21 protein-coding genes are annotated in these 24,552 nt (G+C 71.1%); 2 read left to right on the top strand and 19 right to left on the bottom strand.

Annotation, left to right across the window (positions count from 1 at the left end; translation table 11 throughout):
- Window positions 1-85: 85 nt before the first annotated feature.
- From relA to pgsA, 15 genes are all read right to left on the bottom strand, one after another.
- Window positions 86-2,626, bottom strand: a complete 2,541-nt coding sequence (gene relA, locus ACZ64A_RS29925; RefSeq protein WP_469814762.1) for a GTP pyrophosphokinase — start codon at window positions 2,624-2,626, stop codon at window positions 86-88.
- 173 nt (window positions 2,627-2,799) lie between these two features.
- Window positions 2,800-3,339: an adenine phosphoribosyltransferase gene (locus tag ACZ64A_RS29920; RefSeq protein ID WP_469814760.1), complete on the bottom strand. Its 540-nt coding sequence runs from the start codon at window positions 3,337-3,339 to the stop codon at window positions 2,800-2,802.
- Window positions 3,336-4,442: a protein translocase subunit SecF gene (gene secF / locus ACZ64A_RS29915; RefSeq protein WP_469814758.1), complete on the bottom strand. Its 1,107-nt coding sequence runs from the start codon at window positions 4,440-4,442 to the stop codon at window positions 3,336-3,338. The genes ACZ64A_RS29920 and secF overlap by 4 nt, the downstream gene beginning before the upstream one ends.
- 3 nt (window positions 4,443-4,445) lie before the next feature.
- Window positions 4,446-6,239: a protein translocase subunit SecD gene (secD, locus tag ACZ64A_RS29910; RefSeq protein WP_469814756.1), complete on the bottom strand. Its 1,794-nt coding sequence runs from the start codon at window positions 6,237-6,239 to the stop codon at window positions 4,446-4,448.
- Window positions 6,240-6,375: 136 nt separating this feature from the next.
- The gene (gene yajC, locus ACZ64A_RS29905; protein ID WP_469814754.1) at window positions 6,376-6,891 is read right to left on the bottom strand and encodes a preprotein translocase subunit YajC; all 516 of its coding nucleotides are present in this window, start codon (window positions 6,889-6,891) and stop codon (window positions 6,376-6,378) included.
- Between the two features lie 196 nt (window positions 6,892-7,087).
- Entirely contained in the window at window positions 7,088-8,158 is a 1,071-nt protein-coding gene (gene ruvB / locus ACZ64A_RS29900) for a Holliday junction branch migration DNA helicase RuvB (protein ID WP_469814752.1), read from the bottom strand.
- A gap of 58 nt (window positions 8,159-8,216) precedes the next feature.
- Window positions 8,217-8,822: a Holliday junction branch migration protein RuvA gene (gene ruvA / locus ACZ64A_RS29895; protein ID WP_469814750.1), complete on the bottom strand. Its 606-nt coding sequence runs from the start codon at window positions 8,820-8,822 to the stop codon at window positions 8,217-8,219.
- On the bottom strand, window positions 8,819-9,358 hold the full coding sequence (gene ruvC, locus ACZ64A_RS29890; RefSeq protein WP_469814748.1) for a crossover junction endodeoxyribonuclease RuvC: 540 nt from the start codon (window positions 9,356-9,358) through the stop codon (window positions 8,819-8,821). Before ruvC ends, ruvA begins: the two co-directional genes overlap by 4 nt.
- A gap of 126 nt (window positions 9,359-9,484) precedes the next feature.
- A complete protein-coding gene (locus ACZ64A_RS29885) occupies window positions 9,485-10,237 on the bottom strand; it encodes a YebC/PmpR family DNA-binding transcriptional regulator (protein WP_469814746.1) in 753 nt (250 codons plus the stop codon).
- A 57-nt stretch (window positions 10,238-10,294) separates the two neighbouring features.
- Window positions 10,295-10,891 (bottom strand): pyridoxal 5'-phosphate synthase glutaminase subunit PdxT, encoded by a 597-nt coding sequence (pdxT, locus tag ACZ64A_RS29880; protein WP_469814744.1) that lies wholly within the window; start codon window positions 10,889-10,891, stop codon window positions 10,295-10,297.
- 33 nt (window positions 10,892-10,924) lie between these two features.
- Window positions 10,925-11,830, bottom strand: a complete 906-nt coding sequence (gene pdxS / locus ACZ64A_RS29875; protein ID WP_469814742.1) for a pyridoxal 5'-phosphate synthase lyase subunit PdxS — start codon at window positions 11,828-11,830, stop codon at window positions 10,925-10,927.
- Window positions 11,831-11,969: 139 nt separating this feature from the next.
- The gene (locus ACZ64A_RS29870; RefSeq protein WP_469814740.1) at window positions 11,970-12,512 is read right to left on the bottom strand and encodes a LemA family protein; all 543 of its coding nucleotides are present in this window, start codon (window positions 12,510-12,512) and stop codon (window positions 11,970-11,972) included.
- Between the two features lie 239 nt (window positions 12,513-12,751).
- Window positions 12,752-13,918, bottom strand: a complete 1,167-nt coding sequence (locus ACZ64A_RS29865) for a glycosyltransferase family 4 protein (RefSeq protein ID WP_469814738.1) — start codon at window positions 13,916-13,918, stop codon at window positions 12,752-12,754.
- Complete coding sequence (locus tag ACZ64A_RS29860) at window positions 13,915-14,823, bottom strand: phosphatidylinositol mannoside acyltransferase (RefSeq protein WP_469814736.1); 909 nt, start codon at window positions 14,821-14,823, stop codon at window positions 13,915-13,917. The genes ACZ64A_RS29865 and ACZ64A_RS29860 overlap by 4 nt, the downstream gene beginning before the upstream one ends.
- Complete coding sequence (pgsA, locus tag ACZ64A_RS29855) at window positions 14,820-15,500, bottom strand: phosphatidylinositol phosphate synthase (protein ID WP_469814734.1); 681 nt, start codon at window positions 15,498-15,500, stop codon at window positions 14,820-14,822. The genes ACZ64A_RS29860 and pgsA overlap by 4 nt, the downstream gene beginning before the upstream one ends.
- Window positions 15,501-15,772: 272 nt before the next feature.
- On the opposite strand from pgsA, the gene ACZ64A_RS29850 reads away from it, so the two are divergent.
- Both ACZ64A_RS29850 and ACZ64A_RS29845 read left to right on the top strand, forming a co-directional pair.
- Complete coding sequence (locus ACZ64A_RS29850) at window positions 15,773-17,971, top strand: elongation factor G-like protein EF-G2 (protein WP_469814732.1); 2,199 nt, start codon at window positions 15,773-15,775, stop codon at window positions 17,969-17,971.
- A 185-nt stretch (window positions 17,972-18,156) separates the two neighbouring features.
- A complete protein-coding gene (locus ACZ64A_RS29845; RefSeq protein ID WP_469814730.1) occupies window positions 18,157-19,812 on the top strand; it encodes a hypothetical protein in 1,656 nt (551 codons plus the stop codon).
- A 37-nt stretch (window positions 19,813-19,849) separates the two neighbouring features.
- On the opposite strand, the gene ACZ64A_RS29840 is transcribed toward ACZ64A_RS29845, so the two are convergent.
- The 4 genes from ACZ64A_RS29840 to ACZ64A_RS29825 form a co-directional block, all read right to left on the bottom strand.
- The gene (locus tag ACZ64A_RS29840; RefSeq protein ID WP_469814728.1) at window positions 19,850-20,395 is read right to left on the bottom strand and encodes an HIT family protein; all 546 of its coding nucleotides are present in this window, start codon (window positions 20,393-20,395) and stop codon (window positions 19,850-19,852) included.
- Window positions 20,396-20,478: 83 nt separating this feature from the next.
- Window positions 20,479-22,458, bottom strand: coding sequence for a threonine--tRNA ligase (thrS, locus tag ACZ64A_RS29835; protein WP_469814726.1), 1,980 nt, complete (start codon window positions 22,456-22,458; stop codon window positions 20,479-20,481).
- A 260-nt stretch (window positions 22,459-22,718) separates the two neighbouring features.
- Entirely contained in the window at window positions 22,719-23,924 is a 1,206-nt protein-coding gene (locus tag ACZ64A_RS29830; protein ID WP_469814724.1) for a hypothetical protein, read from the bottom strand.
- Window positions 23,921-24,487: a DUF4365 domain-containing protein gene (locus tag ACZ64A_RS29825; protein WP_469814722.1), complete on the bottom strand. Its 567-nt coding sequence runs from the start codon at window positions 24,485-24,487 to the stop codon at window positions 23,921-23,923. Before ACZ64A_RS29825 ends, ACZ64A_RS29830 begins: the two co-directional genes overlap by 4 nt.
- Between the last annotated feature and the right edge of the window lie 65 nt (window positions 24,488-24,552).

Genomic DNA, 24,552 nt, shown 5'->3' with positions numbered 1-24,552 from the left:
GGCACGGTAAAGCCCCCGTACACCTCGTGTACGGGGGCTTTCCCATGCCATGTCTCCCGCGGCCTGTACGGCCCTGTGGCCGGCCTTACGACGGCCGGCGGGCCGAGGTGACGCGGTAGACGTCGTAGACGCCCTCGACGCCGCGTACGGCCTTCAGGACGTGACCCAGGTGCTTGGGGTCGCCCATCTCGAAGGTGAACCGTGAGGTCGCCACCCGGTCGCGGGACGTCTGGACGGCCGCGGACAGGATGTTGACGTGCTGGTCGGACAGCACGCGCGTGACGTCGGAGAGGAGCCGGGAGCGGTCCAGGGCCTCGACCTGGATGGCGACCAGGAAGACCGAGGACTGGGTGGGCGCCCACTCGACCTCGAGGATGCGCTCCGGCTCACGGGAGAGCGACTCCACGTTGACGCAGTCGCTGCGGTGAACCGATACGCCGCTGCCGCGGGTGACGAAGCCGATGATGGGATCGCCGGGCACCGGCGTACAGCAGCGGGCCAGCTTCACCCACACGTCGTCGACGCCCTTGACCACGACACCGGGGTCGTTGCTGCTGCGCCGCTTGCGGCCGCGGCCGCGGGTGGGCGGGACCGCCTCGTCGATCTCCTCGGTGGCGGCCTCCTCGCCGCCGAGCGCCTGCACCAGCTTCTGCACGATGTGCTGCGCGGAGACATGGCCCTCGCCGATCGCCGCGTACAGCGCGGAGATGTCGGAGTAGCGCATCTCGTGCGCCAGCGTGACCAGGGAGTCGCCGGTGAGGATGCGCTGGATCGGCAGGTTCTGCTTGCGCATGGCCCGCACGATGGCGTCCTTGCCCTGCTCGATCGCCTCGTCGCGGCGCTCCTTGGAGAACCAGGCCCGGATCTTGTTGCGGGCGCGGGGCGACTTGACGAAGCCGAGCCAGTCCCGGGAGGGTCCGGCGCCGGCGGCCTTGGAGGTGAAGACCTCGACCAGGTCGCCGTTGTCGAGGGTCGACTCCAGCGGGACGAGCCGGCCGTTGACGCGCGCTCCTATGGTGCGGTGGCCGACCTCGGTGTGCACGGCGTAGGCGAAGTCCACCGGGGTGGCGCCGGCCGGCAGGGCGATGACGTCGCCCTTGGGGGTGAAGACGAAGACCTCGTTGCGGGACAGGTCGAAGCGCAGGGACTCCAGGAACTCGCCCGGGTCCTCGGTCTCCTTCTGCCAGTCCAGCAGCTGGCGCAGCCACGCCATGTCGTTGAGGTGGTCGTCCTTGCCCTTGCCGGACGACTTCGGCGCGTCGGTGCGCACCTTGGAGGCGCCGGCGACGGCCTCCTGCTTGTACTTCCAGTGCGCGGCGATGCCGTACTCGGCGCGGCGGTGCATGTCGAAGGTGCGGATCTGCAGCTCGACGGGCTTGCCGCTGGGCCCGATCACCGTCGTGTGCAGCGACTGGTACATGTTGAACTTGGGCATCGCGATGTAGTCCTTGAACCGCCCGGGAACGGGGTTCCAGCGGGCGTGGACGGTGCCCAGCGCGGCGTAGCAGTCGCGGACGGTGTCCACCAGGACGCGGATGCCGACCAGGTCGTAGATCTCCGCGAAGTCACGGCCGCGGACGATCATCTTCTGGTAGACGCTGTAGTAGTGCTTGGGGCGGCCGGTGACGGTGGCGCGGATGCGGGCGGCACGCAGGTCGCCCTGGACCTCGTCGATCACCTTGGCCAGGTACTCGTCGCGCTTGGGGGCGCGCTCGGCGACCAGGCGCACGATCTCGTCGTACATCTTGGGGTAGAGGATCGCGAAGGCGAGATCCTCCAGCTCCCACTTGATGGTGTTCATGCCCAGGCGGTGGGCGAGCGGCGCGTAGATCTCCAGGGTCTCGCGCGCCTTCTTCTCCTGCTTCTCGCGCTTGAGGTAGCGCATGGTGCGCATGTTGTGCAGGCGGTCGGCGAGCTTGATGACCAGGACGCGGGGGTCCTTGGCCATGGCGACGACCATCTTGCGCACGGTCTCGGCCTGCGCGGCCTCGCCGAACTTGACCTTGTCCAGCTTGGTCACGCCGTCGACGAGCAGGGCGACGACGTCGCCGAAGTCGCGGCGCAGGTCCTCCAGGCCGTACTCGGTGTCCTCAACGGTGTCGTGCAGCAGGCCGGCCATCAGCGTGGCCGGGTCCATGCCCAGCTCGGCGAGGATGGTGGTGACCGCGAGCGGGTGCGTGATGTACGGGTCGCCGCTCTTGCGCTTCTGGCCGCGGTGCCAGCGCTCGGCGACCTGGTAGGCGCGCTCGATCTGCCGCAGGGTGGAGTTCTCGATCTTGGGGTCGTTGCTGCGGACTATCCGCAGCAGCGGTTCCAGGACCGGGTTGTAGGGGTTGGCGCGCTGGACGCCGAGGCGGGCCAGACGGGCGCGGACGCGGTTGGAGGAGCCCGTGCGGGCGGGCGGGGCCGCGGGCGTGCGGACCACGGGCGCGTTGACGGGCCGCTCGGGGGGCGCGGGCTTGGGGCGGATCTCCTCGGCCGGCTTGTCGACGGGCGCCGACTGGGCGTGCTGGACCGGCCCGCGGGTGTCGTTCTTCGCGTGCGGCGCGGTCGGCGCGGGCTGTGCCGCGGATCCCGGGGCTGGCTCGGGCTTGGCGGCGGTCAGGTGCTGGGCCTCGTCTGGCAAGAGGACTCCTCGTGCGCGATCCGGGTCCCCCGGTCAGGCTCCGGAGTCCCCATCGTAGCGAGCCTGGGCTCCAGGATCGCCTTCAGGCCACTGTGCGGACCGTGTACCCCGGAAACACAAGGGGCGGGCACCGGATTCCCCCGGGCCCGCCTCTCGTGTGACCTTCGGTTGCGTCAGACCGTGAGCAGCGCCTCCAGCGGGGCCTCGCCGAGGGCGGCCTGCAGGCGCGGGCGGCCCTCGAGGAAGCTCAGCTCCATCAGGACCGCGGCGCCCGCGACCTCGGCGCCGGCCCGCTGGATCAGCTGGACCGCTGCCTCGGCGGTGCCGCCGGTGGCGAGGACGTCGTCGACGATCAGGACGCGGTCGTCGGCGCTCAGGTCCTCGGCGTGCACCTCGATCTCGGCCGAGCCGTACTCCAGGTCGTAGGACTGGCTCAGGGTGGCTCCGGGGAGCTTGCCCGCCTTGCGGACCGGGATGAAGCCGAGGCCCGCGCGGACGGCGACGGGGGCGCCGAGGATGAAGCCCCGGGCCTCCAGGCCGACGATCTTGGTGGCGCGGGTGCGCTCGGCGATCTCGGCGAACGCGTCGGTGAGCGCGGTGAACGCCGCCGGGTCCGCGAGCAGCGGGGTGATGTCCTTGAACATCACGCCGGGCTCCGGATAGTCGGCCACGTCCCGGATACGGCTGAGGAGCAGCTCGCGGATCTCGGTCATCGGCGCTTCCCCGAGGGCCGGCCGCGACCGCGGTTGCGGGTGGCGGACTGGTCACGGGGGCCGACGACCGCGGGCGCGGCGTCGTCGGAGTCGTCGGCGCCGCTGCGGGCGGCTGCGAACTCCTCCTGGGCGCCGGCCTGGGCCCGCTTGGCCAGGACGCGCTTCCTCAGGGCCTTCATCTGCGGCTCGCGCTCCTTGAGGTCGGCGACGAGCGGCGTGGCGATGAAGATCGAGGAGTACGCACCGGCCGCGAGGCCGACGAACAGCGACAGCGAGATGTCGTTGAGCATGCCGGCGCCGAGGAAGCCGCCGCCGATGAACAGCAGGCCGGCGACCGGCAGCAGCGCGACCACCGTGGTGTTGATGGAACGGACCAGGGTGCCGTTGATGGAGCGGTTCGCGATGTCGCTGTAGGTCCACCTGGTCTGCTTGGTGATGTCCTTCGTCTGCTCCTTGAGGCTGTCGAAGACGACGACCGTGTCGTAGAGCGAGTAACCGAGGATGGTCAGCAGACCGATCACCGTGCCCGGAGTGACCTCGAAGCCGACGAGGGCGTAGATACCGGTGGTGATGGTGATGTCGTGGATCAGGGCGACGAGCGCGGCCACGGCCATGCGCCACTCGAAGGCGATCGCCAGGTAGATCACGACGAGGACCATGAAGATGGCGAGGCCCTGCCACGCCTTGTTGGCGATCTGCTCGCCCCAGCTGGGACCGACCAGGTCGGCGTTGATCTTCTCCGCGTCGACCTTGAGGTCCTTGGCCAGCTCGTTCTTGATCTTGGTGGCGTCGCTGGTCTCGATGCCCGCGACCTGGATGCGCAGGCTGCCGTCACCGAGCTTCTGGACGATCGCGTCGTGGCCGGAGGCGTCCTGTGCGTAGCCCTCGGCGCTCGCCACCGACACCGACATGTTCTTCGGGGTGGTGAAGACGGCACCGCCCTGGAACTCGATGCCCATGTTCAGGCCGCGCACCGCAAGGCCCAGGATGGCCGTGATGGTGATCAGGATCGAGACGCCGTACCAGATCTTGCGCTTGCCGATGAAGTCGTAGCCGATTTCGCCACGGTGGAGCCGGGCGCCGAGGTTGCCGAGCTTCGACATCTCTCACGCCTCCTTCGGGTCGACGGGGCCGCCGGCGGCCGGACGGGAGGAACGACGGGTGCTGCGCAGCGGCGGCTTGGCGCCCAGGCTCCGGGGGTCGAGGCCGGACCACTTGTGGCCGTCCGCGAAGAACTTCCGGCGGGCCAGGATCGTCAGCAGCGGCTTGGTGAAGAGGAACACCACGACGACGTCGAGCAGGGTGGTCAGACCGAGCGTGAACGCGAAGCCCTGCACCTTGCCGACGGTCACGATGAACAGCACCGCGGCGGCGAGGAAGGAGACGAAGTCGGAGACGAGGATCGTGCGCCGGGCACGCGGCCAGCCGCGCTCCACGGCGGGACGCAGGGAGCGGCCCTCGCGGATCTCGTCGCGGACGCGTTCGAAGTAGACGATGAACGAGTCCGCGGTGATACCGATGGCGACGATCGCACCGCACACGGCCGGCAGGTTCAGCGCGAAGCCGATGGCCGGGCCGAGCAGCGACATGATCACGTAAGTGAGCGCGGCGGACACCAGCAGCGAGGCGCAGGCGATCAGCGCCAGGCCACGGTAGTAGGCCACCAGGTAGATCACGACCAGGGCGAGACCGATCGCACCGGCGATCAGACCGGCCTTGAGCTGCTCACCGCCGAGCGCCGCGGTCACCGTGGTGACGCTGTCCTCCTTGAAGGTCAGCGGCAGGGCGCCGTAGGAGAGCATGTTGGCGAGGCTCTGCGCCTCCTCCTGCGAGAAGTGGCCGGTGATCTCGGCGTTGCCGCCGGTCAGCGCCTCGCGGACGAACGGGTCGGAGACGACGTTGCCGTCGAGGACGATCGCGAACTGGTTCTGCGGGGTCTGCTGCTGGGCCAGCTTGCCGGTGATGTCGGCGAACTTCTTCGCGCCCTTGGAGGTGAACTCCATGGTGACGGTCCAGCCGGAGGCGTTCTGCGTGTTGAAGACGGCCTGCGCCTTCTTCACGTCGGTGCCGTCCACGCCGGCCGGGCCGAGGATGTACTTCTGCCACTGGCCGCTGGAGTTGCCGCAGGCCAGCGTGGGCTCGTCGGGCTTGCTGCCCTTGCCGGCCGTGGCGCGCTGGTCCGCCTTGGAGCAGTCCAGCGCGGCGTACTGCGCCTGGAGCTTGGAGGTGGCGTCACCGGGGGCGCTGCTCGACGCGGAGGGGGACGCCTTGGGGCTGCCGGAGCCGCTCGAGGACGGCGTGGCGTCCGCCTTCAGCGCGTCCGAGACGGGCCGACCCTGGGAGGTGGCGCTCGCCGACGGGGTGGCCGACGGGGAGGACGAGCCCTTGCCGGTCGCCTCCGGCTTGCCCGAGGCCTTGCCGCTCGCCTTGCCGCTCGGCGACGCCGAGGGCTTGCCGGTGCCGCTCGGCGTCGGGGTCGCCGTGCCGGGGCCGGAGAGCTCGGTGGCCAGGACCGGGCGGAAGTAGAGCTTGGCGGTGGTGCCGACCTGCTGGCGCGCCTGCTCGGAGTTCGTGCCCTTGGGGATGTTGACGATGATGTTGCGATTGCCCTGGGTCTGGACCTCGGACTCCGACACACCAAGACCGTTGACGCGGCGTTCCATGATCTGGACCGCGGTGTCCATGTTGGTCTTGTTGATCGCGGACTCCTGGCCGGCCTCGGGGACCGCCCGGAGCGTGATGCTCGTACCGCCGGCAAGGTCGATGCCCAGACGCGGGGTGGTGTGCCCGGAGGCAAACATCCCGCCGGTGAGCGCCACGATGGCGATCAGGATCAGGGCCAGCGCGCGCCACGGCTTGCTCTGGGCGCTCGCGGTCCGGCCCTTTCTAGGTGCTGCCACCTTCTCGTACTCCCTCTCGGGCCGCCCCGCGCCGGGTCAGCGCTGCGGCGGCCATGACATGGTTGGGACCCCCTGCGAGAAGCGCACGTCGCCCAGGGCACGCGCGACGGTGGTGGCGCGTGCCCCGCGGACGCGACTACTTCGCGTCGGTGTCGCCCTCGGACTTCTTCGGCTCTTCGTCGGCCTGAGCCTTCGCCTCGGCCGCGTCGGCCTTGTCCTCGGCGGCCTTGATCGCGTCGTCGCCCCGCTCGGCGGCGTCCGGCTTGCCGAGGTCGATCTTGTCCTCGGAGGCGGCAGCGGCGGACTCGTCGTCGGTGAGGGCGGACGCGTCGTCGGGGACGATGTCGGCGTCGGACTTCAGGTCGTGCTCGATGCCGTGGACGATGCGGTTGTACTCGTCGTCGCTCAGGACGGCGCCGATCGAGTTCTTCGCGAAGAGGAGCTCCACACCGGGACCGGCGTCAAGGAGGACCGTCTCCTCGTTGACCTCCTTGACCGTCGCGTACATGCCCCCGATGGTGCGGACGCCGGAACCGGGCTGCATGTGGTTCCGCATGTCCGCGGCCTGCTGCTGCTTCTTCTTGGCGGAGCGGGTCATCAGGAACATGGCCCCGATGAGCACGATGAACGGGAGGAGGGTCACGAGACTCACGGGTCGGTACTTCCTTCACACGACCGCGATGGTGAGCGGCCTGATGGCTGGGGGTGTATGGGGGCTGCCGTCACAGGCGGCATCGGCGGAGTCTAAGCGAGTCCGCGCGCAAGGAACAACGCTCAGCATGGCACCTGGGTTCCTGAGCCCGCCAATCCCTCGCCGATGCGCCTCCGTCATGCACCGTCTCCTGCTGTCATGCCCCGAACAGGTCCGCTTGTCCGTTTCCGGCCGCCGACGAGCGCGGCGGGGTGAGACCGAGATGGGCCCAGGCGGCGGGGGTGGCGACCCGGCCGCGCGGCGTGCGGGCCAGCAGGCCCTCGCGCACCAGGAAGGGTTCGGCCACCTCCTCGACCGTCTCGCGCTCCTCCCCCACCGCGACGGCCAGGGTCGACAGGCCGACGGGGCCGCCGCCGAACAGCTTCAGCAGCGCCTCCAGCACGGCCCGGTCCAGGCGGTCGAGACCGCGCTCGTCTACCTCGTAGACGGCTAGGGCGGCGGCGGCGATGTCCCGGGTGATCAGGCCGTCGGCCTTGACCTGCGCGTAGTCGCGGACGCGGCGCAGCAGCCGGTTGGCGATGCGGGGCGTGCCCCGGGAGCGGCCCGCGATCTCGGCGGCACCGGCGGGATCGATCTCGACGTCCAGCAGGTGCGCCGAGCGGTGCACGACGCGCTCCAGTTCGTGCGGCTCGTAGAACTCCATGTGCGCGGTGAAGCCGAAGCGGTCGCGCAGCGGCGGCGGCAGCAGGCCCGCCCGGGTGGTGGCCCCGACCAGGGTGAAGGGGGGCAGTTCGAGCGGGATCGCGGTGGCGCCGGGGCCCTTGCCGACGATCACGTCGACGCGGAAGTCCTCCATGGCCATGTACAGCATCTCCTCGGCGGGCCGCGACATGCGGTGGATCTCGTCGAGGAAGAGCACCTCTCCCTCCTGCAGGGAGGACAGGATGGCGGCGAGGTCGCCGGCGTGCTGGATGGCGGGGCCGGACGTGATGCGGATGGGGGCGCCCATCTCGGCCGCGATGATCATGGACAGGGTGGTCTTGCCGAGGCCGGGGGCGCCGGAGAGCAGCACATGGTCGGCCGTGGCGCCGCGCGCGCGGGCGGCGCGCAGCACCAGGTCGAGCTGCTCGCGCACCTTTTCCTGGCCGATGAACTCGCCCAGGTCCTTGGGGCGCAGTGCGGCCTCGACGGCCTGGTCCTCACGGTCGGCGACAGAGCCCACCAGCCGCTCGGGGGCGGGGGTGTCGGTGGAGTCGTCCCAGTTCATGTGGTGTGCCTTCGGCTGTCGGGGTCGGCGGGGCGCGTGCGGTCGGCGGCGCGTGCGGTCAGCGGGCGCGGTTCAGGGTCTGCAGGGCGGCCTTCAGCAGCTGTCCGACCTGCGGCGTGCCGCCCGCGGCCTCGGCCTGGGGCGCGACGGCGGTCACCGCCTCGTCGGCCTCCCGGGTCGCGTAGCCCAGTCCGATCAGGGCGGCGTGCAGCTGGTCGCGCCAGCCCTGGGTGACCGGGGCACCGACGACGGGCGCCCCGACGGGCTCGCCGAGCCGGTCCTTCAGCTCCAGCAGCAGCTTCTGGGCGCCCTTCTTGCCGATGCCGGGGACCGCCGTGAGGGCCTTCTCGTCACCGGTGGCCACCGCGCGGCGCAGCGCGTCCGGGGTGTGCACGGCGAGCATCGCCTGGGCGAGGCGCGGTCCGACACCGCTCGCGGTCTGGAGCAGCTCGAAGACCTGGCGCTCGTCGTCGTCGGTGAAGCCGTACAGGGTGAGGGAGTCCTCGCGGACGACCAGGGACGTGTGCAGCTTGGCGGGCTGGCCCATGCGGAGCGTGGACAGCGTGTTCGGCGTGCACTGGACGGCCATGCCGACCCCGCCGACCTCCACCACCGCGGCGTCGGGGGCGAGCGCGGCGACCGTGCCGCTGACGAAGGCGATCATGCCGTACGGCCTTTCGATACGGGGGTGGTGTGCCGGGCGACGGCCTGCTGGAGCCGGCTGTGGGCGGGGGCACGCCAGATGTGGCAGATGGCGAGCGCCAGGGCGTCGGCGGCGTCGGCGGGCTTGGGGGGTGCGGCGAGCCGGAGCAACCGGGTGACCATCGCTCCGACCTGCGCCTTGTCGGCGCGGCCGCTGCCGGTGACGGCTGCCTTGACCTCGCTGGGCGTGTGCAGGGCGACGGGGATGCCGCGGCGGGCGGCGCAGAGCATGGCGACGGCGCTGGCCTGGGCGGTGCCCATGACCGTGCGCACGTTGTGCTGGCTGAAGACGCGCTCGACGGCGACGCATTCCGGCCGGTGCTCGTCCAGCCACTGCTCGATGCCCTGCTCGACGGCCAGCAGCCGGTGGCTGAGCTCGGCATCGGCGGGTGTGCGGACGACTCCGACACCCACCATCGTGAGCGGGCGGCCCGCGACGCCCTCGACCACGCCGACACCGCACCGGGTCAGTCCGGGGTCCACCCCCAGTACGCGCACCGCGCCCCTCCCTCGGATCCCTCGATCACCTGTTTGTGCAGGCTATCGGGTCCCACTGACAATGACGGCGGGCCGGTGGGACGTGTCCCACGGGCCCGCCGTCATTCCGCTGGTCTCAGCGGGGCGTCACGCGTCGACCTTCTCCATGATCTCGTCGCTGACGTCGAAGTTGGCGAAGACGTTCTGCACGTCGTCGCTGTCCTCGAGCGCGTCGATCAGCTTGAAGATCTTCCTCGCGCCCTCCTCGTCCAGCTCGACCTGCACGGACGGCACGAAACTGGAGTCGGCGGAGTCGTAGTCGATGCCGGCGTCCTGGAGGGCGGTGCGGACCGCGACCAGGTCGGTGGCCTCGCTGATGACCTCGAAGGTGTCACCGAGGTCGTTGACCTCCTCGGCGCCCGCGTCCAGGACGGCGCCGAGGACGTCGTCCTCGGTCAGCTCGCCCTTGGGGACGATGACGACGCCCTTGCGGCTGAACATGTACGACACCGAGCCCGGGTCAGCCATGTTGCCGCCGTTGCGGGTCATGGCGACGCGGACGTCGGAGGCGGCGCGGTTGCGGTTGTCGGTGAGGCACTCGATGAGCACGGCGACACCGTTCGGGCCGTAACCCTCGTACATGATCGTCTCGTAGTCGGCGCCGCCCGCCTCGAGACCGCCGCCGCGCTTGATGGCGGAGTCGATGTTCTTGTTCGGGACAGACTGCTTCTTGGCCTTCTGGACAGCGTCGTAGAGGGTCGGGTTGCCGTCCAGGTCGACGCCGCCCATACGTGCCGCGACCTCGATGTTCTTAATCAGCTTCGCGAAGAGCTTGCCGCGCTTGGCGTCGATCACGGCCTTCTTGTGCTTCGTCGTAGCCCATTTAGAGTGGCCGGACATCTGCCTGTCTCCTTCGCGTAACCCATCTCTGTACGAACGCCTGGAATCCTACAAGGACTACGACGTCCCGTTCGCGCGCACCATGTCGACGAACAGGGAGTGCACGCGATGGTCGCCGGTCAGTTCCGGGTGGAACGACGTGGCGAGGGCGTTGCCCTGGCGCACGGCGACGATGTGGCCCTCGTGCTCGGCGAGCACCTCGGCGCCGGCACCGACGGACTCCACCCAGGGGGCGCGGATGAAGACGCCCTCGACGGGAGCGCCCTCGACGCCCCGGACACCGACCGCCGCCTCGAAGGACTCGTTCTGGCGGCCGAAGGCGTTGCGGCGCACGATCATGTCGATGCCGCCGATCGTCTCCTGGCCCGAGCGCGGGTCGAGGATCTTGTCGGCGAGCATGATCATGCCGGCGCAGGTGCCGTAGACGGGCATTCCCTCACGCACGCGTGCGCGCAGGGGCTCCATCAGGCCGAACAGGACGGCCAGCTTGGAGATGGTGGTGGACTCGCCGCCGGGGAGGACGAGACCGTCGACCTCGGCGAGCTCTTCGGGGCGCCGCACCGGCCTGGCCACGGCGTCCGCCGCGGCCAGGGCGATGAGGTGCTCCCGTACGTCGCCCTGGAGAGCCAGGACGCCGATGACAGGAGTGTTCATGAGTGGCTTACCTGTAGTGGCGTACCGGGGTGATTACCAGCCGCGGTTGGCGTAGCGCTCGGTCTCGGGGAGGGTGTCGCAGTTGATGCCGACCATGGCCTCGCCGAGGTTGCGGGACGCGTCCGCGATGATCTTCGGGTCGTCGTAGAACGTGGTGGCCTTCACGATGGCGGCGGCGCGCTTGGCCGGGTCGCCGGACTTGAAGATGCCGGAACCGACGAACACGCCCTCGGCGCCGAGCTGACGCATCAGGGCCGCGTCGGCCGGGGTGGCGACGCCACCGGCGGAGAAGAGGACGACCGGGAGCTTGCCCAGCTCGGCGACCTCCTTGACCAGCTCGTACGGGGCGCGCAGCTCCTTGGCGGCGGCGTACAGCTCGTGGTTGTCGAAGCCGCGCAGCTTGGCGATCTCGTTCTTGATCTGGCGCAGGTGGCGGACGGCCTCGACGACGTTGCCGGTGCCGGCCTCGCCCTTGGAGCGGATCATCGCGGCGCCCTCGGCGATACGCCGCAGGGCCTCGCCCAGGTTGGTGGCGCCACAGACGAAGGGGGTGGTGAACGCCCACTTGTCGGAGTGGTTGACCTCGTCGGCCGGGGTGAGGACCTCGGACTCGTCGATGTAGTCGACGCCGAGGGACTGCAGGACCTGGGCCTCGACGAAGTGACCGATGCGGGACTTGGCCATGACCGGGATCGAGACGGCGTCGATGATGCCCTCGATCATGTCCGGGTCGGACATACGGGCCACGCCGCCGTCCTTGCGGATGTCGGCCGGGACCCGCTCGAGGGCCATGACCGCGACGGCGCCCGCGTCCTCGGCGATCTTCGCCTGCTCCGGCGTGACGACGTCCATGATCACGCCGCCCTTGAGCTGCTCGGCCATGCCGCGCTTGACGCGGGCGGTACCGATCTCGGGAGCCTGGTTCTCGGTGCTGGACACGGGTGACCTCACTGAAGGAAAAGAGGGGGTTACTGCAGCACTGAGGAAACGTGACCCGACCAGTCCACAGCAAGGGCCAATGAAAACCCGGTGGCTCCTTTTGGCCGGAACCGGTCTGTCTGGAACCGTATGGGGGGTGTCAGGCGGAGCGGTCGGCCAAGGGCGCCGGGGGCTCGTCGTCCATTTCGAAGGCCATCGGGAACGGGGCGTGGCCGGCGAGGCGGAACCAGCGGACCTTGCGGTGCTCGCGCAGGCGGCGGGCCGCACCGACCGCGTCGTTGTGGAAGCGGCGGGCCATCGGGACGCGGCGCACGGCCTCCGTCAGCTCGCGGGCCGCCTCCTCACCCCCGGGCGCGTCCCGGACCGCCGCCAGTTGCTCCCGTTCCGCGAACACCGCGCGCAGCGCCTGGCTCAGCTCGCTCTCGGCGACCTCGCGCTGCTCCTCCTCGGCCTGCCGGGCGGCGTGCGCGGCCTCGTACAGCACGATCGACGCGGCCGGGTCCAGCACGCCCGAGGTCGCGACCTCCTGCGCCACCGAGGCCCGCCGCAGCAGCTGCGCGTCCAGGGCGGCGCGGGCGGCGTCGATCCGCGCGTGGAGCCGGTCCAGCCGCCCCGCGGTCCAGCTGAGGTACAGGCCGATCGCGACGAGGACGACGAGGGTCCAGATGAGGGTTGCGGTCACGGGCGGCCACCTTACCGGCGCGGCACGGACGGACCTCCGGCCCGCGCAGCCTCGCCGGGGTCACCGGGCGGGCGCCCGGCCCGGACGTCACCGAACCCGCCGGCCACGAGCCTCCCGGGTCGTGCGCAACCCGGCCGGCGTCACACTCCGGCAGGGCGTCTCAGCCCCGCGCCCCGGCAGGGCCGTCGCAGTCCCGCGCCCGCCCAAGCCGTCCCGGTCCCGCGCCCGGCAAGGCCCTCTCAGTCCCGCGCCAGCCCCCACCGGGCCCGCAGACCTGTGGGCCCGGTGTCCTCCGCGGCCACCGCGGCCGCGCCGGCCGTGACCGTCTCGTACACCGACAGGATGTCCGCGCCGACCGTGGACCAGTCGAAGCGGCGGACGTGGGCGCTGCCGCGCTCGCCGAGTTCCGCCAGCCGCGCCGGGTCGTCCAGCAGCCGCAGCGCCGCCCCGGCGAGCGCGTCGGCGTCCTCGTTGGCGAACAGCTCGCCCGCCTTGCCCTGGTCGAGGACCTGGGCGAAGGCGTCGAGGTCGGAGGCGAGCACGGGCGCGCCCGCGGACATCGCCTCGACCAGGATGATCCCGAAGCTCTCGCCCCCGGTGTTGGGTGCGACGTAGAGGTCGACCGAGCGCAGGAAGCGGGCCTTGTCCGCGTCGCTGACCATGCCGAGGAACTCCACGCGGGAGCGCAGCTCGGCCGGCAGGGAGGCCACCGCCTCCTCCTCGTCGCCGCGCCCGGCGACCAGCAGCCGGGTCTGCGGCCGGGCGGCGAGGATCTTCGGCAGGGCCCTCATCAGCACCGGCAGGCCCTTGCGGGGCTCGTCGATGCGCCCGATGAAGCCGATGGTGTCGCCCTGCCACGCGGGGTTCGGCTCGGCCTTGGCGAAGAAGTCGACGTCCACGCCGTTCGGGATGACGACGGCGTCCCCGCCGAGGTGCTCGACCAGGGTGCGCCGCGCGTACTCGCTCACCGCGATCCGCGCGCTGATCTTCTCCAGCGCGGCCTGCAGGATGGCGTACGCGGCGATCATCGCCTTGGAGCGCGGGTTGGAGGTGTGGAAGGTGGCGACCATCGGTCCGCGCGCCGCCCAGCAGGTCAGCAGGCCCAGGGACGGCGAGGTCGGCTCGTGGATGTGGACGACGTCGAAGTTGCCGTCGTGCAGCCAGCGGCGTACCCGGGCCGCCGACAGGAACCCGAAGTTCAGCCGGGCCACCGAGCCGTTGTACGGCACCGGCACCGCGCGCCCGGCCGAGACGACGTACGGCGGCAGGGGCGTGTCGTCGTCGGCGGGCGCCAGGACGGACACCTCGTGGCCGAGCCGGATGAAGTACTCGGCCAGGTCCCGGATGTGGAACTGGACGCCGCCGGGCACGTCCCAGGAGTACGGGCAGACGATGCCGATCCTCACGCGGGCCCCTTCGACGGGTCGAGATCGGCGAGCCACAGCCGCTGCAGCATGTGCCAGTCCTCCGGATGGTCGGCGATCCCCGTGGCGAAGGCGTCGGCCAGCGCCTGTGTCATGGAGGACGTCTTCTCGGCGCGCGTACCTGACTCGGGGACGTCGACCGGCGGATGCACCCGGCCCCGCATGACCGGCGAGTCGTCGTACCAGAGGGTGACCGGCAGCAGCAGGGCGCCGGTCTGCTGGGCCAGCAGGGCCGGTCCGGCGGGCATGCGGGCCGTGTCGCCGAAGAAGTCGACCTCCACACCCGAGGAGGACAGGTCGCGGTCGGCGACCAGGCAGACGAGGCCGCCGTCGCGCAGCCGCCGGGCGAGCGTGCCGAAGGCGGAGCCGCCGCTGTGCGGCAGGACCTCCATGCCGAGGCCCTCGCGGTAGGCGACGAAACGGTCGTACAGCGTCTCGGGCTTCAGGCGTTCGGCGACGGTGGTGAACGGGATGCCGAGCTTGGTGGTGACCCAGGCGCCGGCCAGGTCCCAGTTGGCCAGGTGCGGCAGGGCGAGTATGACGCCCTTGCCGGCGGCCATGCCCTCGGTGAGGTGGTGGAGGTCCTTGGGGTCGAAACCCTCCTTGATGCGCTCGGTGCTCCAGGCGGGCAGCCGGAAGGACTCCATCCAGTAGCGCAGATAGGAGCGCATCCCCGCGCGGGACAGCTCGGCGAGGCGTTCGGGGCTCGCGCCGGGCACCACGCGCGCGTAGTTGGACTCCAGCCGCTGGACGCCCTTGCCGCGCTGCTTCCAGGCGAGGTCGGCGATCGTGCGGCCGAGGCGCACCGCGGCCGGCTCGGGGAGTTTCTTCACGGTGCCCCAGCCGAGGCCGTACAGGGCGTCGGTCAGCCGCTCCTGGGCGCTCACTTGGCGGTCTCCCTCCCCTGCGGCTCCCCCGGTGTCGCGGCGGCCGCCGCCTCCGCCTCCGCCGACTCGCGGCGCACGGTGACGACCCGCTGGATCAGCGTGACCAGGCTGCCGACGGCGACGATCCACAGGGCGACGGGCAGCAGGTACTGGATGCCGGGCACCCCGAACTTGTGCAGGCCCGCGAAACCGGCCGCGACCAGCGAGATCACCAGCCGCTCCGCCCGTTCGACGAGCCCGTTGACGGCGACCGGCAGCCCGATCGACTCGCCGCGCGCCTTGGTGTACGACACCACCTGGCCGCTGGCCAGACAGAAGATCGACACCGCGCACAGCACGTTGTCGTTGCCGTTCCCCGCATACCAGAGGGCGAAGCCGCCGAAGATCGCGCCGTCGGCGACCCGGTCGAGCGTGGAGTCCAGGAAGGCGCCCCAGCGGCTGGAGCGGCCCAGCTGGCGGGCCATGTTGCCGTCGACGAGGTCCGAGAAGACGAACAGCGTGATCACGACCGTGCCCCAGAAGAACTCGCCCCGGGGGTAGAAGACCAGCGCTCCGGCGATCACCCCGGCGGTGCCGATCAGCGTCACCGTGTCGGGGCTGACCCCCCGGCGGATGAGAAACGCGGCGAACGGCGTGAGAACACGCGTGAAGAAAGCACGCGCGTACTTGTTCAGCATGGCCTTCCCGACTGGTCGGTGTCGCCGTGCGGCCCCTGCTGGCCACCGGCTGGCCCATCGTAGCCACGCGCGCGTGCGGCCGAGGGGCGGGCACCCGCAGCCGTGTCACCCATCGGGGCCCGCCGGGCACCGGGGCGCGCGCGTCCCTCGTATGGACGCGGCGTTACGGGAGTGGAAAGCTCGAAGGACGCGGGCGTCGCCGGAGCCGCCCACACGCGGCCTCCCGCGTGTCCGCGCCCACAGTGACCTCACCGTGCACGGGAGGCAGGATCATGGGCGACAAGGCACAATCCCACCCCGGAGCCGCCGGCAGGGCTACGGCGGCCGACCACCCCGCGTCCATTCGGAATGTGGTGCTGGTCGGCCACTCCGGATCGGGCAAGACGACTCTGGTGGAGGCTCTCGCGCTGACCGCGGGAGCGGTGAACCGGGCGGGCCGCGTGGAGGACGGCGGCACCGTCTCCGACCACGACGACATCGAGCACCGCCAGCAGCGCTCGGTGCAGCTGTCCCTGGTGCCCGTCGAATGGGACGGCATCAAGATCAACTTGCTGGACACCCCGGGATACGCCGATTTCGTCGGGGAACTGCGGGCCGGTCTGCGCGCGGCGGACGCGGCCCTCTTCGTCGTCTCCGCCTCGGACGGGGTGGACGGCGCGACCCGCATGGTGTGGGACGAGTGCGCGGCCGTCGGCATGCCGCGGGCGATCGTCGTCACGCACCTGGAGGCGGCCCGCGCGGACTTCGAGGACATGACCCGGGTCTGCGCCGAGGCGTTCGGCGGTGACGACCCCGACGCCGTGCTGCCGCTGTATCTGCCGCTGCACGGCTCACCGGGGCCCGACGGGCACGCGCCCGTGACCGGTCTGGTCGGGCTGCTCACACAGAAGCTGTTCGACTACTCCTCCGGCGAGCGCAAGGAGTCCGAGCCCGGCGACGACCAGCTGCCGGACCTCACCGAGGCCCGCAACCGGCTGATCGAGGGGATCATCGCCGAGAGTGAGGACGAGACCCTGATGGACCGCTACCTCGGCGGCGAGCAGGTCGAGCTGAAGACACTGATCCAGGACCTGGAGCGGGCCGTGGCACGCGGCACGTTCTTCCCCGTCCTGGCCGCCGCCCCGGCCGCCGAGGGCGCCAAGCAGGGCATCGGCACGGTGGAGCTGCTGGAGCTGATCACCGGTGGGTTCCCGACCCCGTTCGAGCACCCCACGCCCGCGGTCACCACGATCGACGGCGCGCCGCGCGAGCTGAAGCCGTGCGACACCGACGGACCGCTGGTCGCCGAGGTCGTCAAGACCTCCTCCGACCCCTACGTCGGCCGGATCTCCCTGGTCCGCGTGTTCTCCGGCACCCTGCGCCCCGACCAGACCGTCCATGTCTCCGGGCACGGACTGACCGACCGCGGCCACGAGGACCACGACGTCGACGAGAAGGTCGGCGCCCTGTCCACCCCGTTCGGCAAGCAGCAGCGGCCGGTGACGCACGCCGTCGCGGGCGACCTGGTGTCCGTGGCGAAACTCAGCCGTGCCGAGACCGGGGACACGCTCTCCGCCAAGGACGACCCGCTGCTGATGGAGCCCTGGCAGATGCCGGACCCGCTGCTGCCGCTGGCCATCCAGGCGCACAGCAAGGCCGACGAGGACAAGCTGTCCCAGGGCCTGGCCCGGCTGGTCGCCGAGGACCCGACGATGCGCCTGGAGCAGAACCAGGACACCCACCAGGTCGTGCTGTGGTGCCTGGGCGAGGCGCACGCCGACGTCGCGCTGGAGCGGCTGCGCACCCGGTACGGCGTCCAGGTCGACGTCGTCCCGCACAAGGTGTCGCTGCGGGAGACCTTCGCGAACAAGTCGGCCGGGCGCGGCCGGCACGTGAAGCAGTCCGGCGGGCACGGGCAGTACGCCATCTGCGAGATCGAGGTGGAACCGCTGCCGGGCGGCTCGGGCGTCGAGTTCGTCGACAAGGTGGTCGGCGGGGCCGTGCCCCGGCAGTTCATCCCGTCGGTCGAGAAGGGCGTACGGGCGCAGGCGGCCAAGGGCGTCGCGGCCGGCCATCCGCTGATCGACGTGCGGGTGACGCTCCTCGACGGCAAGGCGCACTCGGTGGACTCCTCCGACGCCGCCTTCCAGACCGCGGGCGCGCTCGCCCTGCGGGAGGCCGCGGCCGACGCGAAGATCCATCTGCTGGAGCCGGTGGCCGAGGTGTCCGTGCTGGTCGGCGACGAGTACGTCGGCGCCGTGATGAGCGACCTGTCCGGCCGGCGCGGTCGGGTGCTGGGCACCGAGCAGACCAGCGGCGGGCGCACGCTCGTACGGGCCGAGGTGCCGGAGATCGAGATCGGGCGGTACGCCATCGATCTGCGGTCGATGACCCACGGCACGGCGCGCTTCGACCGCCGCTATGTGCGGCACGAGCCGATGCCGGCGCAGGTCGCCGAGCGGATCCGGGAACAGGAGCGCGCGGCTTCGTAGTTGACACCCTCCCGCGCACAACCGGCGTGCGGGCGGGGCTCTTCCGGCTCGGCGGGCGGCTCCTTGGGCCGTCCGCCGACGGATGTCGGTGCGTGCGGATACGCTGATGACCTGATCAACAGGTGTGCGCAGGACGCAAGTCGGGAAGGCCGCAGAAGCGAGCAATGCGGCGACCGGGGGTGGGGATGAGCGTGGACGGCGGTTACGCGGACTTCTTCGGGCCACAGGTGCCGCGCACCGGCGACGAGGGCCAGACGGCGACGTTCGCGCTGGCCTCCGCGGCCTACCGGGACAACCCGATGGAGGAGATCAAGAAGGCCGACAACGAGTGGCACCAGTCGGAGGTGAAACCCGGCAAGCTCGCGCTGTTCCGGCCGAACCTGGGCGAGGCGTTCGCCCGCGCGGTCGTGGACCGCATGATCGGCGAGGGCCGCAAGCCGCTCATCCAGTCCTTCGGCGCCGAGCCGCAGGCCGTCGTCGAGCACTGCCTGGCGGCGAACAACATCCGCCGGGACCGCGACAACCGGCTCACCGCCGCCATCGTGCTGTGCGGAGTGCTCTTCCTGCCCGGGTTCCTGGTGTGGCTGCTGGTCTTCCAGATCCGCACCACCATCGACAAGACCGACAACAGGCGGGCCTCGGCGCTGGCGACCGTCCTGCTCGTCGCCGTGGCCGCGCTCGCCGTGGTCTTTCTGCTCCGCATGCCCTTCAGCGGCTTCTGGGGGTGGTACGCGCGCGCCGCCGTGGTGATGCCGGTGATCGGCTGGTTCTGGGCCCGGCGGATCTGCGAGCGCACCGCCGTGGACCTGCGGGAGCGCTGGGCCGGCCTGCTGTCGGGCAGCAGCGTCGGCGCGAAGGTGCCCGAGGCGGTGCCCACCGGCCCCCGCGAGACCGCCGCCGAGCAGCTGCGCCAGTCCCTGGCCCGGCTCGGCGCCGAGCAGCAGTCGAACTCCGTCTTCTACGCCGGCCCCAAGGGCGTTCTCGGCATGGGCACCCGCTGGGGGTCCTGGCAGCTCGCCGAGGAACTGGTGCCCGCCGGCCCCGGTCGGGAGATCCATCCCTTCCGCAGCTGGGACGTGATCCGCGCGATCCACGACCAGCTGCGCATGCTGGAGCGCGGCCCGCTGAACACCGGCGGCTTCCCGGCCCCGTCGATACGGCACTGGATCGTCACGCCGATCGGTGAGAACGCCCAGGAAGTGGCCCGGCCCTCGGGCACGGACGTCGACGCGTACCAGGTGAAGTCGCACGCGATACAGGACATCTGCAACAAGCAGCAGTTCGGCGCGGGTGACCGGCACTACCTGGGCGTGCAGTGGACGCTGTGGGACGGCCAGCTGGTGATCACCATGATGATCACGGTGACGGTGCTGCACGCGACGCTGCGCATCGAGGTCACCGGGCATGCGCTGGGGCCGGTGAATTCGCTGTTCACGACGAAGCCGGAGGCGCCGACCAAGGAGGTCGCGAAGTCCTTCAAGCCGTGGGAGACACGCAAGATCAATCTCCCGCTGGTCACCACCAACGAGGTCGTACGGCTCGCGGTGCGGGCGCCGCTGACCTGGTATCCCCCGGCGCTGAAGTGGCTGGGCGGCACGATCGGCCTGCCGGAGCCGTTCGGTCTGCGGCACGCGTGGGCCGATCAGCCGTGGAGGCACCGCTTCATGGCGGACGACGCGCTGCGGGCGGCGACGCCGGTCCTGCGCGTGGTGCACGCGGCGGCGATCAAGGTGCTGGAGGAGAACGGCGTGGACACGGGAAAGTTCGGCACGCGCTCGGCGTTCCTCAGCACGGCCGTGCAGGACGTCTCACCGAGGAAGGCGGACGTGTACGACGCCTGAGCGGTGCCCCCGCGCGACCGGGGGCGCCCGCCCGCGCTCAGGAGGGCCAGGCCTCCGCGAGCATCTTCCGCGTGTCGGCCAGGAGCTGCGGCAGCACCTTCGTGTGGCCGACGACCGGCATGAAGTTCGTGTCGCCGCCCCAGCGCGGGACGATGTGCTGGTGCAGATGGGCCGCGATCCCCGCGCCGGCCACCGTCCCCTGGTTCATGCCGATGTTGAAGCCGTGCGCGCCGGAGGCGGTGCGCAGCGCCGTCATGGCCTGCTTGGTCAGCTCCGCCAGCTCGGCGGTCTCCGCGTCCGTGAGGTCGGTGTAGTCGGCGACGTGCCGGTACGGGACCGTCATCAGATGGCCGCCGTTGTACGGGTACAGATTCAGCACCGCGTACACCTGCCGGCCGCGCCTGACGATCAGCCCGTCCTCGTCGGACTTGGCCGGGAGCGAGCAGAAGGGACAGCCGTCGTCGGCCCCCGGGCCGCTCGGCTTGTTCTCCCCCTGGATGTAGGCCATCCGGTGGGGGGTCCACAGGCGCTGGAACGCGTCCTGCGTCCCCACTCCGATCTGCTGCTCCGGCTCACTCGTCATGCGTGCAGCATATGGCGTCCACACGGGTGACAGGGCAAGGCCCCCGGCGGGATCGAGTCACCGGGGGCCTGCTCACAGCGGGGTCAGATCTGGGCCCGCTCCTCGACGACCTTCGTGATCTTCGCGATCGCCTCGTCGAAGGGGATGCCGTTCTCCTGGGAGCCGTCGCGGTAGCGGAAGGACACGGTGTGGTGACCCATGTCCTCGTCGCCCGCGATGACCATGAACGGCACCTTCTGCTTCTGGGCGTTGCGGATCTTCTTCTGCATGCGGTCCGAGGAGGAGTCGACCTCGACCCGCAGCCCCTTCTCCTTCGCGGCCTCGGCCCACTGCCGGAGGTAGTCGACGTGGGCGTCGCCGATCGGGATGCCGACGGCCTGCACCGGCGCGAGCCACGCCGGGAAGGCGCCCGCGTAGTGCTCCAGGAGCACGCCGAAGAACCGCTCGATGGAGCCGAACAGCGCGCGGTGGATCATCACCGGCTGCTGGCGGGAGCCGTCGGCCGCGGTGTACTCCAGACCGAACCGCTTGGGCTGGTTGAAGTCGACCTGGATGGTCGACATCTGCCAGGAGCGGCCGATGGCGTCCTTGGCCTGCACGGAGATCTTCGGGCCGTAGTAGGCGGCGCCGCCCGGGTCCGGGACCAGGGGCAGGTTCTGCTTCTCGGCGGCCTGGCGGAGGGCCTCGGTGGCCTCCTCCCAGTCCTCGTCCGTACCGATGAACTTGTCGGAGTCGTCGCGGGTGGACAGCTCCAGCTCGAACTCGGTCAGACCGTAGTCGCGCAGCAGGTCCAGGACGAACGTCAGGAGCGTGTCCAGCTCCTGCGGCATCTGCTCCTTGGTGCAGTAGATGTGCGAGTCGTCCTGGGTGAAGCCGCGCGAGCGGGTCAGGCCGTGCACCACGCCCGACTTCTCGTACCGGTACACGGTCCCGAACTCGAAGAGACGCAGCGGCAGTTCACGGTAGGAACGCCCGCGCGACTTGAAGATCAGGTTGTGCATCGGGCAGTTCATCGCCTTGAGGCGGTAGTTCTGCTCGTCGAACTCGATGGCCGGGAACATGCCCTCGGCGTAGTGCGGCAGGTGGCCGGAGATCTCGAACAGCCGCTCCTTGGAGATGTGCGGGGTGTTCACGAACTCGTAGCCGGAGACCTCGTGCCGCTTGCGCGAGTAGGTCTCCATCTCCTTGCGGATCACACCGCCCTTGGGGTGGAACACGGCGAGGCCCGGGCCGAGCTCCTCCGGGAAGGAGAACAGGTCCAGTTCGGCGCCGAGCTTGCGGTGGTCGCGCTTCTCGGCCTCGGCGAGGAAGTCCAGGTACTGCTTCAGTTCGTCCTTGGTCGGCCAGGCGGTGCCGTAGATGCGCTGGAGCTGCGGGTTCTTCTCGCTGCCGCGCCAGTAGGCGGCGGCCGAGCGCATCAGCTTGAACGCCGGGACGACCCGGGTGGTGGGCAGGTGGGGACCGCGGCAGAGGTCCTTCCAGCACAGCTCGCCGGTCTTGGCGTCGAGGTTGTCGTAGATCGTCAGCTCGCCGCCGCCGACCTCCGCGTCGGCGCCCTCGGCGGCCTGGGCGGCGTTGCCCTTGAGACCGATCAGCTCCAGCTTGTACGGCTCGCCGGCCAGCTCCTCGCGGGCGTCCTCGTCGGTGGTGACGCGGCGGGAGAAGCGCTGACCGCGCTTGATGATCTCCTGCATCTTCTTCTCGATGCGCTTGAGATCGTCGGGGTGGAACGGCTCGGCCACGTCGAAGTCGTAGTAGAAGCCGTCGCGGATGGGCGGGCCGATGCCGAGCTTGGCCTCGGGGAAGATCTCCTGCACGGCCTGCGCCATGATGTGCGCGGTGGAGTGGCGCAGGATGTTGAGACCGTCCTCGGAGGAGATCTCGACGCCTTCGACGGTCTCGCCGTCCTTGACCTCGTAGGCGAGGTCCCTGAGCTCACCGCCGACACGGGCGGCCACGACCGAGCGCTCGCCGGCGAAGAGGTCGGCGGCCGTAGTGCCCGTCGTCACCACGCGTTCTTCCCGCTCGGAATCGCGCTGGATGATCACACGGACGTCTGACACCGGTCTCTCCTGACTGAAGGTGGGGATGCGGCGCCATACCGGAGCGCACGCACGAGTAAGGATCGTACCGACCGAACACGTCCGGAGGCGAAACGGTTCCTGGTTGCCATGCGCACGACAGTGGGCCCTGAGCAGCGGGGCGGACCGCCGCACCCTCAGGGCCGCGGGGAACTGCGCGAGCAGCCACGACGAAATCCGCACACGGAGAACGACGGCTCCACCCCGCTCCCCCACGGCTCCACCCCGCTCCCCCGCACCCCTCAGTCCCCTCCGCAGGCCTCCTCGAAGAAGTCCAGGTTCTCCTGGAGCGATTTGATCAGCCGGTCCCGTTCCGTCTCGTCCACCTCGACCGGCGCCACCCCGGACACCCCCGTGAGCCGGCGGAAGCCGTCCCGGCTCTCCAGCCGTCCATGGACCCGCACCGGCAGCCCGACCAGGTGCGCGTGCCCGGCGATGCGGTAGTCCTCCTCGTCCAGGGTCAGCCGTACGTGCGGCACGTCCGCGCCGGCCAGGACACGCAGCCGTATCGTTCCCTCGCCGCCCGGGGCGGCCCGGCGCATCCGCACCACGGTCCCCGTCAGAACCACCGGTACCGCGGGTTCGCCGCGCAGATAGCGCGCCCCGGCCTCCCGCAGCACGCTCAGGTCTCCCGGCGAGAACTCCACCGGCTCCCCGTCCGCGGCGCAGCCGTCCGGCACTCCGGCCGCCGGCGCCCACAGCACCGCGACCCGCGCCCCCTCCGTGCCCTGAACGAGCGCGATCAACGCCTGGGTGAGCTCCCTGCTGACCCCCGCCCGCACCGCTCCGTCGAACGCGTCCATGCTCCCAGTGGCGCGCTGGTAGTCGACGGCCTCCCGCGCCGCGTACAGCGCCTGCTGCAGCCGCACGGCCAGCGGGCGCGCGGCGGCGACCGGCACGAACGCGGTCAGACCGCCGTCGCCGCCCGCCCCGACCAGCACTTGGTCCAGCAGCGCCGCGGCCGGCCGGCGGTGCCGGGCCCCGTGGTAGCCGGCCCGCGCCCGGGTGGCCAGCGCCGCGGCGAGCAGCATCCGCCGGGCGGCGCCGCGCAGCCGCTCGTCGGCGCTCCAGGCGGCGCTGCCGGCCGGCCCGCCGGGCGGCGCGTCCCGCCACCAGCGGATCTCGTCGCTCGGCACGGCGAGCGAGACGAGCACCTCGCGCGCGGACGGCGTACCGCTGCGGGCGAGCGCGTCGAGCGCCTCGGCGAGCAGGTCGTCGCTGTCGGGGAAGGCACGGCTGACCGGCACGAGCAGGCTGGTGCCGGCCCCGCCCGGCCCGGGCGGTGTCCAGCGGCCGTAACGGCCGGGGGCGCCACCGCGGCGCTGCCAGCCGTGCCGGTGCAGCAGGGCGGCAAGGACGGCCGGGTCGACGTCTGCGGGGGCGGGCGCTCGCGCCGGGAAGGTCTCGGGGTGAGCCCGCGGGGCGTCCGGCAGTGGGCGGTGGGTCATGGTCTGCCTCCCGTCCCGACCCGCGTCATTATCTCGCACAGCGCCCGGTCGTCGAAGATGCGCGAGGTCGGGATGCGCACGGTGGTGCGGTTCCGGCCGGTGATCGGGTGCCCGGCGAGGTTGACCCAGTAGCAGCAGTGCCGCAGGTCGAGCCGGTCGTGGCCGGCGCGCAGCCACTGGTCCCGCGAGCGCGGGACGATCATGACGACGAGGATCTTGTGCACGGAGACCGGGGTGCGGGCGAGCTTGCGCAGGTGGTCGTTGTCGAGCGTGAAGGAGAAGGAGCGGCCCGGCGGATGGGGCGCGACCTGGTACGTGGCCTTCAACTGCACCTTGATGGTGACCTCGTCGTCCACGGTGTGCCCGGGCGAGCCGTGACTGACGTGCCAGTCGATGCCGTTGTCCGGGAACGGCTGGGACAGCGAACAGCCCGCGGCCGCCGCGACCGCGTGCAGATAGCCCACCTGCAGTGTCTCCATGCAGGCGGTGGTGGCCAGTGAGCCGCGAAGAGGGCCCGCGCGATCGGGCAGCAGCCCGCCCCGCTCGGGCTGCGCTATCGCCATGGCGAACAGCCTTCCACGCAAAGTGATACCCCGCTGCGGGCCGCTGAACTGCAAAGACCCGTACT

The sequence above is a fragment of the Streptomyces sp. NPDC104814 genome (genome assembly GCF_055583185.1).
Note: the sequence above shows the minus strand (reverse complement) of the source record. Positions and strands in the feature narration are given on the sequence as shown.